Here is a 12,076-nt window from a genome sequence, read left to right as displayed (position 1 = left end):
CTAGGGATTGAGCTTCACGCCCAGTTCGCCCGCCAGGTCGCGGACGAACTGCCAGGCGATGCGGCCGGATCGCGATCCGCGCAGCTGCGACCATTGCAGGGCGCGGCGCTCCAGATTCTCGACCGTCAGGCCGAAGCGCTCCGAATAGACGCGGATCGCCTCCAGGTAGGTCGGCTGGTCCATAGGCGGGAAGCCCAGCCATAGGCCGAAGCGGTCGGAGACGCTGATCTCCTCCTCGGCATCCTCCTGGGCGGCGATGGCGCCCCGACCTTCCACGTGATCGCGCGGCATCAGGTGCCGGCGGTTGGAGGTGGCGATGAACAGCACGTTTTCCGGCGGGCCGGACACGCCGCCCTCCATGGCCGACTTCAGCGCCTTGGCCGCAGCAGCGCCGTCTTCGAATGACAGGTCGTCACAAAGCACCACGAAGCGCTCCGAACGGCCGCGAAGCTGATCGAACAGGCCGGGCAGGGCGGTCACCGCGTCGCGATCCACCTCCACCAGCTTCAGCGAAGGCTGCGCTTTGGCGGCTTCCATGAAGGCCGCCTTGGCCATGGAGCTCTTGCCCGTGCCGCGCACGCCCCACAGCAGGACGTCGTTGCACGGCAGGCCCGTGGCGAAGCGCTGCAGATTCTGCAGGAACTTCTCTTTCTGACGGTCGACGCCCACCAGAAGGTCCAGCGCCATCGGATAGTCTGGAGCCGGCAAGAAAGCGCCGGTCTCCGGATCATGACGGAACAGACGGGCGCCGCTGAAGTCCGGTTCAGGCGTCGCAGCGGGGGCGATCCGCTCGAGGGCTTCGGCGATGCGGGCGAGAAGGGGGGAGAGGTCCTGGCTCATGGTGTGGCTATAAGCCTCCGGCCGCTCATTGCAAAAGGGGAGGCGAGCGCATAGCTTCCGCCGACCTGAAAACGGCCCCGTTCCACGAACGAAGAGCCGCAAGAGACATATTGGAGACGTGATGAACCCGGCCGCCGGTCCCCAGGATTTCCTGATCCAGATCGCCCCGATCCTGCTGCTCGTGGTGCTGTTCTACTTCCTCATGATCCGTCCGCAGCAAAAGCGGATGAAGGAACACGCCGCGCTGCTGGCCGGTCTGAAGCGCGGCGACAACGTCGTCCTGTCCAGCGGCATCCTCGGCAAGATCGTGCGCGTCGAGGAAAAGGAAGTCGGCGTCGAGATCGCCACCGGCGTCACCGTGAAGGTGGTGAAGGGCATGATCACCGAGGTCCGCACCCGCGGCGAACCGGCCAACGACTAAAGGCCCGCAGGCGAACACCCCTTCATGATCGCTCTCTCACGCTGGAAAATCGTCCTCGTTGTCCTGGCGCTCGTGCTTGGGGTGCTTTTCGCCCTGCCGAACGTCCTGCCGCAACGGACGTTGGATTCTCTGCCTGGCTGGATGCCCAAACAGCGGCTCAACCTCGGTCTCGACCTTCAGGGCGGCTCCTATCTGCTGCTGGAAGTCGACACCCAGGCTCTGCGCACCGAACGCCTGAACAACATGGTCGAGGACGTGCGCACGACCCTGCGTAACGACCAGATCGCGTTCAGCGGCCTCGGCGAGCAGAATGGCCGCATCACGGTGCTGATCACCGACCCGGCTCAGGCCAACGCGGCTGCGAACACCCTGCGCAACACGGTCGGCGCGCCCCTGGCGGGCACGCCGGGCGGGCGTGACGTCAATGTCACCCTGCAGGGGCAGCGTATCGAGATCGCCTTCGTCGCCGCGGCGTTCAACGCCGAGGCGGCCAAGGCCGTGGACCAGTCCATCGAAATCATCCGTCGCCGGATCGACCAGATGGGCACCAAGGAACCGGCGATCAACCGCCAGGGCACCAACCGCATCGTCGTCCAGGCGGCGGGCGAGAGCGACCCTGAGCGCCTGAAGAACGTCATCGGCCAGACCGCCAAGCTGACCTTCCAGATGGTTGATGAGACCGTCACGCCGGAAGAAGTCGCGGCCGGCCGCATTCCGCCCGGCTCGGTCTACCTTCCCAGCGAAGACGGCTACGCGCCGGGCTATGTCCTGAAGAAGCGCGCCGTCGTCACCGGCGAGATGCTGACCGACGCCCAGCAGCAGTTCGACCAGCAGTCGGGCAGCCCGGTGGTGTCCTTCCGCTTCAACGGCCAGGGCGCCCGCCGCTTCGGCGACGCCACCGCCGCAAACATCGGCAAGCGTTTCGCCATCGTCCTGGACAACAAGGTCATCTCCGCTCCGGTCATCAACACCGCCATCACCGGCGGTTCGGGTCAGATCACCGGCAACTTCACCGTCCAGACCGCCAACGACCTGGCGGTGCTGCTGCGGGCCGGCGCGCTTCCCGCGCCGCTGAAGGTCGAAGAGCAGCGCACTGTGGGCGCCGAGCTGGGCGCCGATGCTGTCCGCGCGGGCGCCATCTCCATCGCCATCGGCTTCGTGGCCGTGGTGGTGTTCATGCTGCTGGCCTATGGCGGGCTGTTCGGGGGCACGGCGGTGCTCGCCCTGTTCCTGAACGTGATTCTGCTTGTGGCCATCCTGTCCCTCACCCAGGCGACGCTCACCTTGCCCGGCATCGCCGGCATGATCCTGACCCTCGCGGTGGCGGTGGACGCCAACGTGCTGGTCTACGAGCGCATGCGTGACGAGGAGAGGGCGGGGAGACCGCCGCTGTCGGCCATGGACATCGGCTTCAGCCGGGCGCTGGTGTCGATCATCGACGCCAACGTGACCTCGCTGATCTCGGCGCTGATCATGTTCCAGTTCGGCTCGGGCGTGGTGAAAGGCTTTGCCTGGACCCTCTCGGTCGGCGTGTTCACCTCGCTGTTCACGGCGCTGCTGGTCACCCAGGTCCTGCTTGGCCTGTGGTTCCGCTCGGCCCGTCCCAAGAAACTTCCGATTTAAGGGACGAGACCATGCATTGGCCCCTGATCAAGAACCTCCCGCACGTCACCAACTTCCGCTTCACGAAGCTGGCGCCGTATCTGGCCGTGGTGTCGGTCATCTTCGTCATCGCTTCGGGCGTGTCGCTGTTCACCCGCGGGCTGAACCTCGGCACGGACTTCGCCGGCGGCACCATGATGGAGATCCAGACCCCTGGTCCGGCTCCCATCGGCGACCTGCGCGCCAGCCTCGGCCAGATGGGCGCCGAGGACCCGCAAGTGCAGTCGATCGGCTCCGTGAACGCGGCGATCCTTCGCTTCCGCCTCGCCGAGAACGTCAACTCGATCGAAGGCGCGGAAGTCATCAAGAAGCAGCTGGCCGAGAAATTCCCCGGCATTCAGTTCAAGCGCGTGGACATCGTCGGCCCGAAGGTCTCGGGCGAGCTCTTCCGCTCGGGGTTCACTGCCCTGTCGATCGCCATGGGCCTGATGCTTCTCTACATCTGGATCCGCTTCCAGCTGCAGTTCGGTGTGGCCGCCGTCGTGGGCGTGCTCCATGACGCGGTGCTGACCCTCGGCATGCTCTCGGCGCTGCACATCGAGTTCTCGATGACCACCATCGCCGCGCTGCTGACCGTGGTCGGCTACTCGATGAACGAGAAGGTCATCACCTTCGACCGTCTTCGCGAGAACCTGCGCAAGTACAAGGTCACGCCGCTGCGCGACCTGATCGACCTGTCGGAGAACGAGCGTCTGTCGCGCACCCTGATCACCGGCTCGACGGCGCTGCTGGCGCTGGCGGGCATGTTGTTCCTGGGCGGTCCGACCCTGTTCCCGCTGATCTTCACCCTGGTCTTCGGCATCCTGATCGGCACCTACTCGTCGATCTACGTGGCCCTGCCGCTCGTCCTCGTGTGGGGTGTGAATCGCGGCGCGGGCGACGCGGCGCCGGCCAAGGCCTGATCCAATCATGCGTCAGCCGCCGTCCATCGACGCCTACGGGGACGGCGGCTTTCGCGTGCAGGGCAAGCGGCACGAGGGGTCGCTCCTGCTGCTGGACGACCAGCCGCATGTCTGGCCGGTCCGCAGCCTGGCCGAACTGAAGCCCGAGGACTTCGCCGACGTGGTCGCGGCGGGGCCGGGCGTCTCCGAATTCATTCTTCTGGGCACGGGCGCCGTCATGGCCCCGCCGTCGCGCGCTGTGAAGGACGCCATGCGCGCCGCTGGCCTCGGTCTGGAGTTCATGTCCACCGAGGCGGCGGCCAAACTCTACAACGTTCTGGCCACCCAGGGACGCCGCGTGGCGGTGGCTCTGATCGCCATCTGATGGCGGTGTTCACAGCTTTGCGGAAAAGGTTCGCAAAAGCGCCTTGCCCCGACCGAATGGGCGGGCTATAGGCGCAACCCTTCCTGCCGGCGGATGCGTAGCTCAGCGGGAGAGCACCTCGTTCACACCGAGGGGGTCACAGGTTCAATCCCTGTCGCATCCACCATTCCTTCTCTGAAAATCAGTCAGGCCGCGCCGGCCATCCAGGCGCGCACCACGCCGTCCAGTTCGTCGAAGTGGTCGATGACGATGTCGCCGCCCAGCTCGCGCGCGGGGGCCTCGGTGTAGCCGAAGCTGACCACCACCACCGGCACCTTGGCGTTCTTGCCCGCGCCCACGTCAGTGATGCTGTCGCCGACCAGGATGGCGCGGTCGGGACGGCCGCCGACGGCTTCGATGGTGGTCAACAGGTGGCGAGCGTCCGGCTTGGGGGCGGGGGCCTGGTCCTGGCCCACCACCGCGTCGAACAGACGGGTGAGGTCCAGGGCGTCCAGCAGGGCCTCGGACAGGCCGGTCAGCTTGTTGGTGCAGACACAGAGCTTGGCGCCGTCAGCGCGCAGCTTCTCCAGCGCCGCCACGGTTCCGGGGAACGGCGTGCTCTCCAAGGCGATGCGGTCCAGATAGACGGCGATGAAGCGCTCCACCAGCCTGGGCGCGCGATCGGCGTCCAGCGGCGCGCCCGCGGCGGCGAAGCCCATCTCCAGCAAGGCCTTGGCCCCGCGGCCCACCATCAGGCGAACCTCGTCATAGGGCAGGGGGCTGAGCCCCTCTTCCGCGAGCACGGTGTTGAGCGAACCGATCAGGTCGGGCGCGGTGTCCACCAAGGTGCCGTCGAGATCGAAGGCGATGGTCAGGCCGGAAAGCGGGAGCTGGTCATGCATAAGGCCGCCGTTTCCGCTAAACGCGAAGGGAAAGCAATGCAGGAGCGCGAGTCGCCATGAGCACCGCCGCCGCCAATGGGCGTCCCCGCGCCGCCGTCATCCTGGCCGCCGGCCAGGGGACGCGCATGAAATCGCCGACGCCCAAGGTGCTGCATCGGATCGGCGGCCGCACCATGCTGGACCACGCCATCGACGCGGCCGAGAGCCTGGGCTGCGAGCGCATCGTTGTGGTGGCTGGGACCCACAGCCCTCAGGTCGGCGCGCATGTGGCCAAGCGGCTAGGCGAGGCGTCCGTGGCCATTCAGGATCCGCCCCTGGGCACGGGCCACGCCGTCCTGGCCGCCAGGAAGGCCCTGGAGGGCTTCGATGGCGATGTGGTGGTCACCTATGCCGACTGCCCCATGCTGAGCGCCCAGACGATCGCGCCGCTGTTCGATCTGCGGGCCGGCGACACCGACGTGGCGGTGCTCGGCTTCGACGCCGCTGAACCGGGCGCCTATGGGCGCCTGATCATCGCGCCGCATCAGATCCTGCTGCGCATTGTCGAGGCCAAAGAGGCGGACGAGACGGTGCTGGCGGTAAAGCACTGCAATTCCGGGGTCCTGGCAGCGGACGCCAAGGTTCTGTTCGACCTGCTGTCCAAGGTCACCAACGACAACGCCAAGGGCGAGTACTACCTCACCGACATCGTGGGTCTGGCCCATGACGCGGGCCTCAAGGCTCGGGTCGCTTTCGCTTCGGAAGAGGCGGTGATGGGTGTGAACTCCCAGGCGGAGCTTGCGGCCGCCGAGGCGGTCTTCCAACGCCGCCGCCGCATCGCCGCCATGGATGGCGGCGTCTCCATGACCGCGCCGGAAACGGTGTTCCTGTCCTGGGACACCGAACTGGCGGCTGGCGTGACCGTCGAGCCGAACGTGGTCTTCGGTCCTGGCGTAAGTGTGGCCTCCGGCGCTCAGATTCGGGCCTTCAGCCATCTGGAGGGCGCAGTGGTCCATGAGGGCGCGGAGATCGGCCCCTACGCCCGCCTGCGCCCCGGGGCGGACATCGGCCGCGAGGCCAAGGTCGGCAACTTCGTCGAGGTGAAGAAGGTCAAGATGGGCGAGGGGGCCAAGGCCAACCACCTGTCCTATCTCGGCGACGGTACGGTGGGCCCGAAGGCCAACATCGGCGCCGGCACGATCTTCTGCAATTACGACGGCTTCGAGAAGTTCGAGACCCACGTGGGCCCTGGCGCCTTCATCGGCTCCAACAGCGCGCTGGTGGCTCCGGTGACGGTGGGCGAGAACGCCATGACCGCCTCGGGCTCGGTCATCACCAAGAACGTCGAAGCGGGAGCCCTGGCCCTGGCCCGCGCCGAGCAGGCCATCAAGCCCGGCTGGGCCACGAAGTTCCGCGCCCTGAAGGCCGCAAAGAAGGGGGCGCAGAAGTGAGCGCCGACGACCAGAAGCGCATCTCCGGCGAAGCCGCCGCCGAACTTGTTCAGAGCGGCATGATCGTCGGCCTGGGCACGGGCTCCACCGCCGCCTGGTTCGTGAAGGCTCTGGCCGCCCGCAAGCTGACGGGGATCAAGGGAGTCCCGACCTCCGAGGCCACCGCCGCACTGGCGACCGAACTGGGCATCCCGCTGCTGGACCTGAACGATGTTTCCGAGATCGACCTGACCGTGGACGGCGCCGACGAGATCGGCCCCGGCCTCTCCTTGATCAAGGGCGGCGGCGCAGCTCTGCTGCGTGAGAAGCTGGTCTGGGAGGCTTCCAAGCGTTGCGTGGTCATCGCCGACGCCGCCAAGAAGGTCGAGACCCTGGGCAAGTTCGCCCTGCCGATCGAAGTAATCGCCTTTGGCCACATCTCCACCAGCCGCCGCATCTGCGACGCCCTGTCGGAGTGCGAGATCGGCATGCCGCCGCGTCTGCGGGTGAAGGACGGCGCGCCGGTGAAGACCGACGGCGGCAATCTGATCTACGATGTGGCCTGCGGCCGTATCGAGGACCCATCGGCCCTGGCGGCGTCCCTCAAGAGCGTTACGGGGGTGGTCGAACACGGACTGTTCCTGGACCTGGCCGAGGAAGCCCTCCTGGGAACTGACGACGGCATAGTGCGCCTGCAACCCTGAGACCCTATCTGTGCGTTCAAGCGTGACTGCATCAGGAGCCATCCATGGCTGATTACGACTACGATCTCTTCGTCATCGGCGCCGGTTCGGGCGGCGTCCGGGCCTCGCGTCTCGCGGCCATGAGCGGCGCCAAGGTGGCCGTGGCGGAGGAGTATCGGGTCGGCGGCACCTGCGTGATCCGCGGCTGCGTGCCCAAGAAGTTCATGGTCTACGCTTCGGAGTTCGCCCACCACTTCAAGGTCGCCGAGAGCTACGGCTGGTCGAAGAGCGAGGCGAAGTTCGACTGGAAGACCTTCATCGAGGCCAAGGACGTCGAGATCGCCCGTCTGTCCGGCATCTATGTGCGCAACCTGCATAACGCCGGGGTCGAGATCCTGCACGGCCGCGCGACCATCAAGGGTCCCAACACCATCGAGATCACGGGCAATGACGCCCGCACGGTGACGGCCAAGAAGATTCTGGTCGCAGTCGGCGGCCGCCCCTCGGTGCCGGAAGATCTGCCGGGCATCGAGCACGTCATCACCTCCGACGAGGCGTTCCATCTGGACGCCCTGCCCAAGCGCATCGTCATCGTCGGCGGCGGCTACATCGCCGTGGAGTTCGCCGGCATCTTCGCGGGCCTCGGCTCCGAAGTGACCCTGGTCTATCGCGGCGCCAACATTCTGCGCGGCTTCGACGACGACATCCGCGCCCACCTGGCCGGAGAACTGGAGAAGCGCGGCATCCGCGTGATCCTCGGCTGCTCGCCCACCAAGATCGAGAAGACCGAAGGCGGCCTCGTCGCGCACCTGGGCAACGGCATCCTCTGCGAGAGCGACCAGATCCTCTACGCCACCGGCCGCAAGCCGCACGTGGACGGCCTGGGCCTCGACACCGTCGGCGTGGAACTGGATGAGAAGGGCGCGGTGAAGGTCGATGACCAATCGCGCACCACGGCGAAGGACATCTGGGCCGTCGGCGACGTCACCGACCGCATCAACCTGACCCCCGTCGCGATCCGCGAGGGCGCGGGCTTCGCCCAGACCGAATTCTACGACAATCCGACCACCTTCGATCATGACAACGTCGCCAGCGCCGTGTTCTCGCAGCCGCCGATCGGCTCGGTCGGCCTGAGCGAAGCTGACGCCCGCCGCAAATTCGGCAAGGTCGACATCTATCGCACCGTCTTCCGCCCGATGAAGTACGCCTTCGGCGGGGGCGAGGAGCGTTGCTTGATGAAGCTGGTCGTCGAGGCCGAGACCCAGAAGGTGGTCGGCGTCCATATCGTCGGCCCCGACGCGCCGGAGATGATCCAGCTCGCCGCGATCGCGGTGAAGATGGGCGCGACCAAGGCCCAGTGGGATTCCACCTGCGCCGTCCACCCGACAGCGGCTGAAGAGCTGGTGACCCTGCGCGAGAAGTACATCCCGCCGGAGCTGGGCGCCGCTTGACCGACGCCTCTGTAGAAGCCGCCCCCCGTCCCACGCGCGGCGAAACCTGGCTGGGGTTCACCGCCGGTTTCGTCCTCGTCCTGACGCCGATCCTCGGCTACCTCGCGCCCCTGGCCTTTGCGCCGCTCATGGGGATCGCAGGGGTGATGGCTCTGCCGCTGCTTCGCCGGCGGTGGGGTTCAATCCTGCCCCTGGCGCCGTTGGTGCTGTTGGCCATCTGGGCTCTGATCTCCCTTGATTGGAGCCCGTACATCGACCTCAAGCCCAAGGCGGCGCTCGAGAACGCGTTGAAGCTGCCGCTGCAGTTGGCGCTCTACGGCTCGGCCGTCCTCGCTTTCGCCCAACTGGCGGCCCGGTCGGCGCGGCGGGCCCAGGCGGTTCTGGCGGGCGGGGCAGGGGCTTTGGCGCTGATCCTGTTCGTGGACGCCCTGTTGGGCGCGACGCTGTATCAGGCGGTGAAGCAGGCGATCGGCGAGCCCATCCGACCGGATCTGGCCCGCCGCAACATCGCCCAAGGGAATTACGTGCTGGCCGTGCTGTTCTGGCCGGCGGCCGTCGCCGCTTGGCGCAGCGGCTGGAAGTTGGCCGCGCCGGGCGCGGGGCTGCTGCTGATCGGCGCTTCTGGCTTGCTGGGGGCGGATGCTCCGATTCTGGCGCTGGTTCTGGGTGGAGCGGCCTTCGCCGCCGTCCGTTACGGCGGCCGCATCGCCGGTCTGGCCTTCATTCCTCCCATCGCCCTCTATTTCGTGCTGACGCCGATTTTGACGCTTGAAGCCGCCCGTGGCGGCCTCTTCGCCTGGCTGCATCGCGTGGTGGGCCAGTCGTGGGACGCACGCCTGGATATCTGGGCGTTCAGCGCCGCCAAGGTGCTGGAGAAGCCGGCTCTGGGCTGGGGTTTCGACGCCAGCCGCACCTTCGATCCCGCCATACCCCTGCATCCACACAACGCCGCCTTGCAGCTGTGGCTGGAGTTGGGCGCGATCGGCGCGGCCCTGGGCGCAGTGTTCTTCTGCTGTACCGCCTTCAGCCTCGCCAATCGGGCGGAGGAGAACCGTGTCGAAGCGGCCGCGGGTTTCGGAGCCCTTATCGCCTACCTGACCATCGGGGCGATCAGTTTCGGCGTCTGGCAGGAATGGTGGCTTGGGCTGGGAGCGCTGGGGGCATGTTCGTGCATCTTGCTCCACCGATCACGCGGGTAGTGGGTAAAATTTTTCCTTAGTTTCCGATGTAACGAGACATTTTGCGCACGTTTTTTGCTTTGCGGTTTGGTTTAGGGTAGAAGCCTCGCCTTTCTTCTGTTCCTGAGTAGCTGCCATGACGACCCAACGCTGGACCCCGCAGTCCTGGAGAGCCAAACCCGCCAAGCACGTGCCGACGGATTACCCGGATGCGGCTGCTGTGGAACGGGTTGAGGGCACGCTTCGTCAGATGCCGCCGCTCGTCTTTGCGGGCGAGGCCCGTCGTCTGAAGAGCCTGCTGGGCGATGTGGCCCAAGGCCGCGCCTTCCTACTTCAGGGCGGCGACTGCGCCGAGAGCTTCAAGGAATTCCACGCGGACAACATCCGCGACACCTTCCGTCTGATCCTTCAGATGGCGGTTGTGATGACCTTCGCTGGCGGCAAGCCGGTGGTGAAGGTCGGCCGTATCGCCGGCCAGTTCGCCAAGCCGCGCTCCGAGCCGATCGAAACGATCGACGGCGTGACCCTGCCGTCCTACCGGGGCGACAACATCAACGGCATGGGCTTCAACCCGGAAGAGCGCATCCCTGACCCGGACCGCCTGCTGAAGGCCTATGCCCAGTCCGCTTCGACCCTGAACTTGCTGCGCGCCTTCGCCACCGGCGGCTACGCGGACCTCTACAACATCCACCGCTGGACCCTCGGCTTCGTGGACGGCAGCCCGCAGGGCGCGCGATACCGCGAGCTGTCCGAGAAGATCAGCGAGTCTCTGGCCTTCATGGCGGCCATCGGCGTGACGCCGGAGACCTATCCGGGCCTGCATCAGGTGGATTTCTTCACCAGCCACGAAGCCTTGCTGCTGGGCTTCGAGGAAGCCATGACTCGCGTCGATTCCACCTCGGGCGACTGGTACGACACCAGCGCCCACATGCTTTGGATCGGCGAGCGCACCCGTCAGCTGGACGGGGCGCACATCGAGTTCATGCGCGGCGTGAAGAACCCGATCGGCGTGAAGTGCGGCCCGACCATGGAGCCGGACGACCTGCTGCGCCTGATCGACGCCCTGAACCCCGCTGACGAGCCGGGCCGCCTGACCCTGATCGGCCGCTTCGGCGCCGACAAGATCCACGACCGCCTGCCGCGACTGATGGAAGCCACCAAGCGCGCCGGCCGCACCGTGGTCTGGTCCACCGACCCGATGCACGGCAACACGCTGAAGGCCGCCAACGGCTACAAGACCCGGCCCTTCGACCGGATCCTGGCCGAGGTCCGCGGCTTTGTCGAAGTGGCCGAGGCCGAGGGCGTCCACCCCGGCGGCGTCCACCTGGAGATGACCGGCCAGAACGTCACCGAATGCCTCGGCGGGGCCCGCGCCCTGTCGGAAGGGGACTTGGCCGACCGCTACCACACGCACTGCGACCCGCGCCTGAACGGCGAGCAGGCGCTGGAGCTGGCGTTCCTGATGGCTGAAAAGCTGAAGGCCGCCCGTGACGGCGGCCTGCGCAAGGCGGGCTAAGTCCCGCTACCGGTTGAGGAAGAACTCGACCGGGGCTGAAATCTCGATCCGCTCGCCTCGCAGATGACGCGGGGCGGGCGGAAACGGATCGGCCCGCGCCAGCATGGCGATGACTTCCGCGTCCAGCATCTGATGGCCGGAGCTGCGGATCACGTCGCCGTCCAGCACGTGTCCGGTGCGATCCACCACAAAGCGAATTTCGACGATGCCTTCCTCGCGGCGCATGCGCGCCTTGCGGGGATAGGTCTTGTGCGACTCCAGCCAGGTGCGCAGGCGCGAGGCGTAGTCCTTGCCGGCGCCATGCGGCGCGTCCACGTCCATGCCGGTCGCATTTCCCACCCGGCGGGCCGGCGCGGCGACGGGCGTCGACGCGATCGGGCCGGAACTCGGCGGCGCTACGTCAGCGACGGCCTGCCGGGTGGGTTGCGAAGCCGCCGACGCTGCTTCCGTCCGGGGGGATGAGTCCCGGATCGCCGAGGAAAGGGGGACAACCTCGGGCGGCGGCGGCGGTTTCAACGGTTCGGCCTTCGTCTCAGGCTCCGCGGGCGCGGAAGCCGACTCGACGGCCGGAGCAGGGGACGGAGCCGACGGCGCGCGGGAGACGACTTCGCCGCCCCGCACTTCCGCCAGCTCCGCGGACATCATGATCGGCTCCTGCATCATCCGGGTGGTGGGCTGAAGGCCCACCAGCATGGAGAGAGCGACGAGGCCATGGGCCCCGGCCGCGCCCGTCCAGGCGATCCAGCGGATGCGGGAAGCAGACCTCATC

The 12,076-nt window shown here is 67.1% G+C and carries 12 protein-coding genes and 1 tRNA gene; 10 read left to right on the top strand and 3 right to left on the bottom strand.

Features of this window, described 5'->3' with window-relative positions:
• A complete protein-coding gene (locus P7B02_RS16305) occupies window positions 1-840 on the bottom strand; it encodes an ATP-binding protein (protein WP_277787405.1) in 840 nt (279 codons plus the stop codon).
• Between the two features lie 121 nt (window positions 841-961).
• On the opposite strand from P7B02_RS16305, the gene yajC reads away from it, so the two are divergent.
• The 5 genes from yajC to P7B02_RS16280 all read left to right on the top strand — a co-directional run bounded on the left by yajC (window position 962) and on the right by P7B02_RS16280 (window position 4,355).
• Window positions 962-1,261, top strand: a complete 300-nt coding sequence (gene yajC, locus P7B02_RS16300) for a preprotein translocase subunit YajC (protein ID WP_277787404.1) — start codon at window positions 962-964, stop codon at window positions 1,259-1,261.
• A 24-nt stretch (window positions 1,262-1,285) separates the two neighbouring features.
• Window positions 1,286-2,884 (top strand): protein translocase subunit SecD, encoded by a 1,599-nt coding sequence (gene secD, locus P7B02_RS16295; RefSeq protein ID WP_277787403.1) that lies wholly within the window; start codon window positions 1,286-1,288, stop codon window positions 2,882-2,884.
• Between the two features lie 11 nt (window positions 2,885-2,895).
• Window positions 2,896-3,825, top strand: a complete 930-nt coding sequence (gene secF / locus P7B02_RS16290) for a protein translocase subunit SecF (protein WP_277787402.1) — start codon at window positions 2,896-2,898, stop codon at window positions 3,823-3,825.
• Between the two features lie 7 nt (window positions 3,826-3,832).
• Window positions 3,833-4,189 carry an Mth938-like domain-containing protein gene (locus P7B02_RS16285; protein ID WP_277787401.1) on the top strand — a complete coding sequence of 119 codons (357 nt, stop codon included), beginning with the start codon at window positions 3,833-3,835 and terminating at the stop codon, window positions 4,187-4,189.
• Window positions 4,190-4,280: 91 nt separating this feature from the next.
• Window positions 4,281-4,355 (top strand) — tRNA-Val (locus tag P7B02_RS16280).
• 19 nt (window positions 4,356-4,374) lie between these two features.
• Here P7B02_RS16280 and P7B02_RS16275 read toward each other — a convergent pair.
• Complete coding sequence (locus tag P7B02_RS16275) at window positions 4,375-5,070, bottom strand: HAD hydrolase-like protein (protein ID WP_277787400.1); 696 nt, start codon at window positions 5,068-5,070, stop codon at window positions 4,375-4,377.
• Window positions 5,071-5,126: 56 nt separating this feature from the next.
• Here P7B02_RS16275 and glmU point away from each other — a divergent pair, with 56 nt between their 5' ends.
• The 5 genes from glmU to P7B02_RS16250 all read left to right on the top strand — a co-directional run bounded on the left by glmU (window position 5,127) and on the right by P7B02_RS16250 (window position 11,307).
• Complete coding sequence (gene glmU / locus P7B02_RS16270; protein WP_277787399.1) at window positions 5,127-6,500, top strand: bifunctional UDP-N-acetylglucosamine diphosphorylase/glucosamine-1-phosphate N-acetyltransferase GlmU; 1,374 nt, start codon at window positions 5,127-5,129, stop codon at window positions 6,498-6,500.
• Window positions 6,497-7,183: a ribose-5-phosphate isomerase RpiA gene (gene rpiA, locus P7B02_RS16265; protein ID WP_277787398.1), complete on the top strand. Its 687-nt coding sequence runs from the start codon at window positions 6,497-6,499 to the stop codon at window positions 7,181-7,183. Before glmU ends, rpiA begins: the two co-directional genes overlap by 4 nt.
• A gap of 44 nt (window positions 7,184-7,227) precedes the next feature.
• Window positions 7,228-8,613 (top strand): glutathione-disulfide reductase, encoded by a 1,386-nt coding sequence (gene gor, locus P7B02_RS16260; protein WP_277787397.1) that lies wholly within the window; start codon window positions 7,228-7,230, stop codon window positions 8,611-8,613.
• On the top strand, window positions 8,610-9,812 hold the full coding sequence (locus tag P7B02_RS16255) for an O-antigen ligase family protein (RefSeq protein ID WP_277787396.1): 1,203 nt from the start codon (window positions 8,610-8,612) through the stop codon (window positions 9,810-9,812). The genes gor and P7B02_RS16255 overlap by 4 nt, the downstream gene beginning before the upstream one ends.
• Before the next feature lie 115 nt (window positions 9,813-9,927).
• Window positions 9,928-11,307, top strand: a complete 1,380-nt coding sequence (locus P7B02_RS16250; RefSeq protein ID WP_277787395.1) for a class II 3-deoxy-7-phosphoheptulonate synthase — start codon at window positions 9,928-9,930, stop codon at window positions 11,305-11,307.
• A 6-nt stretch (window positions 11,308-11,313) separates the two neighbouring features.
• Here P7B02_RS16250 and P7B02_RS16245 read toward each other — a convergent pair whose 3' ends face one another.
• Window positions 11,314-12,075 (bottom strand): energy transducer TonB, encoded by a 762-nt coding sequence (locus P7B02_RS16245; RefSeq protein ID WP_277787394.1) that lies wholly within the window; start codon window positions 12,073-12,075, stop codon window positions 11,314-11,316.
• Window position 12,076: the final 1 nt, after the last annotated feature.

Origin of the sequence: Caulobacter segnis (assembly GCF_029543125.1) — a bacterium.
Classification (GTDB): Bacteria; Pseudomonadota; Alphaproteobacteria; order Caulobacterales; family Caulobacteraceae; genus Caulobacter; species Caulobacter segnis_D.
The sequence above is the reverse complement of the archived record's forward strand: the minus strand, read 5'-3'. Positions and strand labels throughout refer to the sequence as shown.

What these genes read in the sequence shown, in the direction of transcription:
- P7B02_RS16305 (WP_277787405.1), bottom strand. Translation starts at nt 840, where the DNA reads ATGAGCCAGGACCTCTCCCCCCTTCTCGCCCGCATCGCCGAAGCCCTC.
- yajC (WP_277787404.1), top strand. Translation starts at nt 962, where the DNA reads ATGAACCCGGCCGCCGGTCCCCAGGATTTCCTGATCCAGATCGCCCCG.
- secD (WP_277787403.1), top strand. Translation starts at nt 1,286, where the DNA reads ATGATCGCTCTCTCACGCTGGAAAATCGTCCTCGTTGTCCTGGCGCTC.
- secF (WP_277787402.1), top strand. Translation starts at nt 2,896, where the DNA reads ATGCATTGGCCCCTGATCAAGAACCTCCCGCACGTCACCAACTTCCGC.
- P7B02_RS16285 (WP_277787401.1), top strand. Translation starts at nt 3,833, where the DNA reads ATGCGTCAGCCGCCGTCCATCGACGCCTACGGGGACGGCGGCTTTCGC.
- P7B02_RS16275 (WP_277787400.1), bottom strand. Translation starts at nt 5,070, where the DNA reads ATGCATGACCAGCTCCCGCTTTCCGGCCTGACCATCGCCTTCGATCTC.
- glmU (WP_277787399.1), top strand. Translation starts at nt 5,127, where the DNA reads ATGAGCACCGCCGCCGCCAATGGGCGTCCCCGCGCCGCCGTCATCCTG.
- gor (WP_277787397.1), top strand. Translation starts at nt 7,228, where the DNA reads ATGGCTGATTACGACTACGATCTCTTCGTCATCGGCGCCGGTTCGGGC.
- P7B02_RS16250 (WP_277787395.1), top strand. Translation starts at nt 9,928, where the DNA reads ATGACGACCCAACGCTGGACCCCGCAGTCCTGGAGAGCCAAACCCGCC.
- P7B02_RS16245 (WP_277787394.1), bottom strand. Translation starts at nt 12,075, where the DNA reads ATGAGGTCTGCTTCCCGCATCCGCTGGATCGCCTGGACGGGCGCGGCC.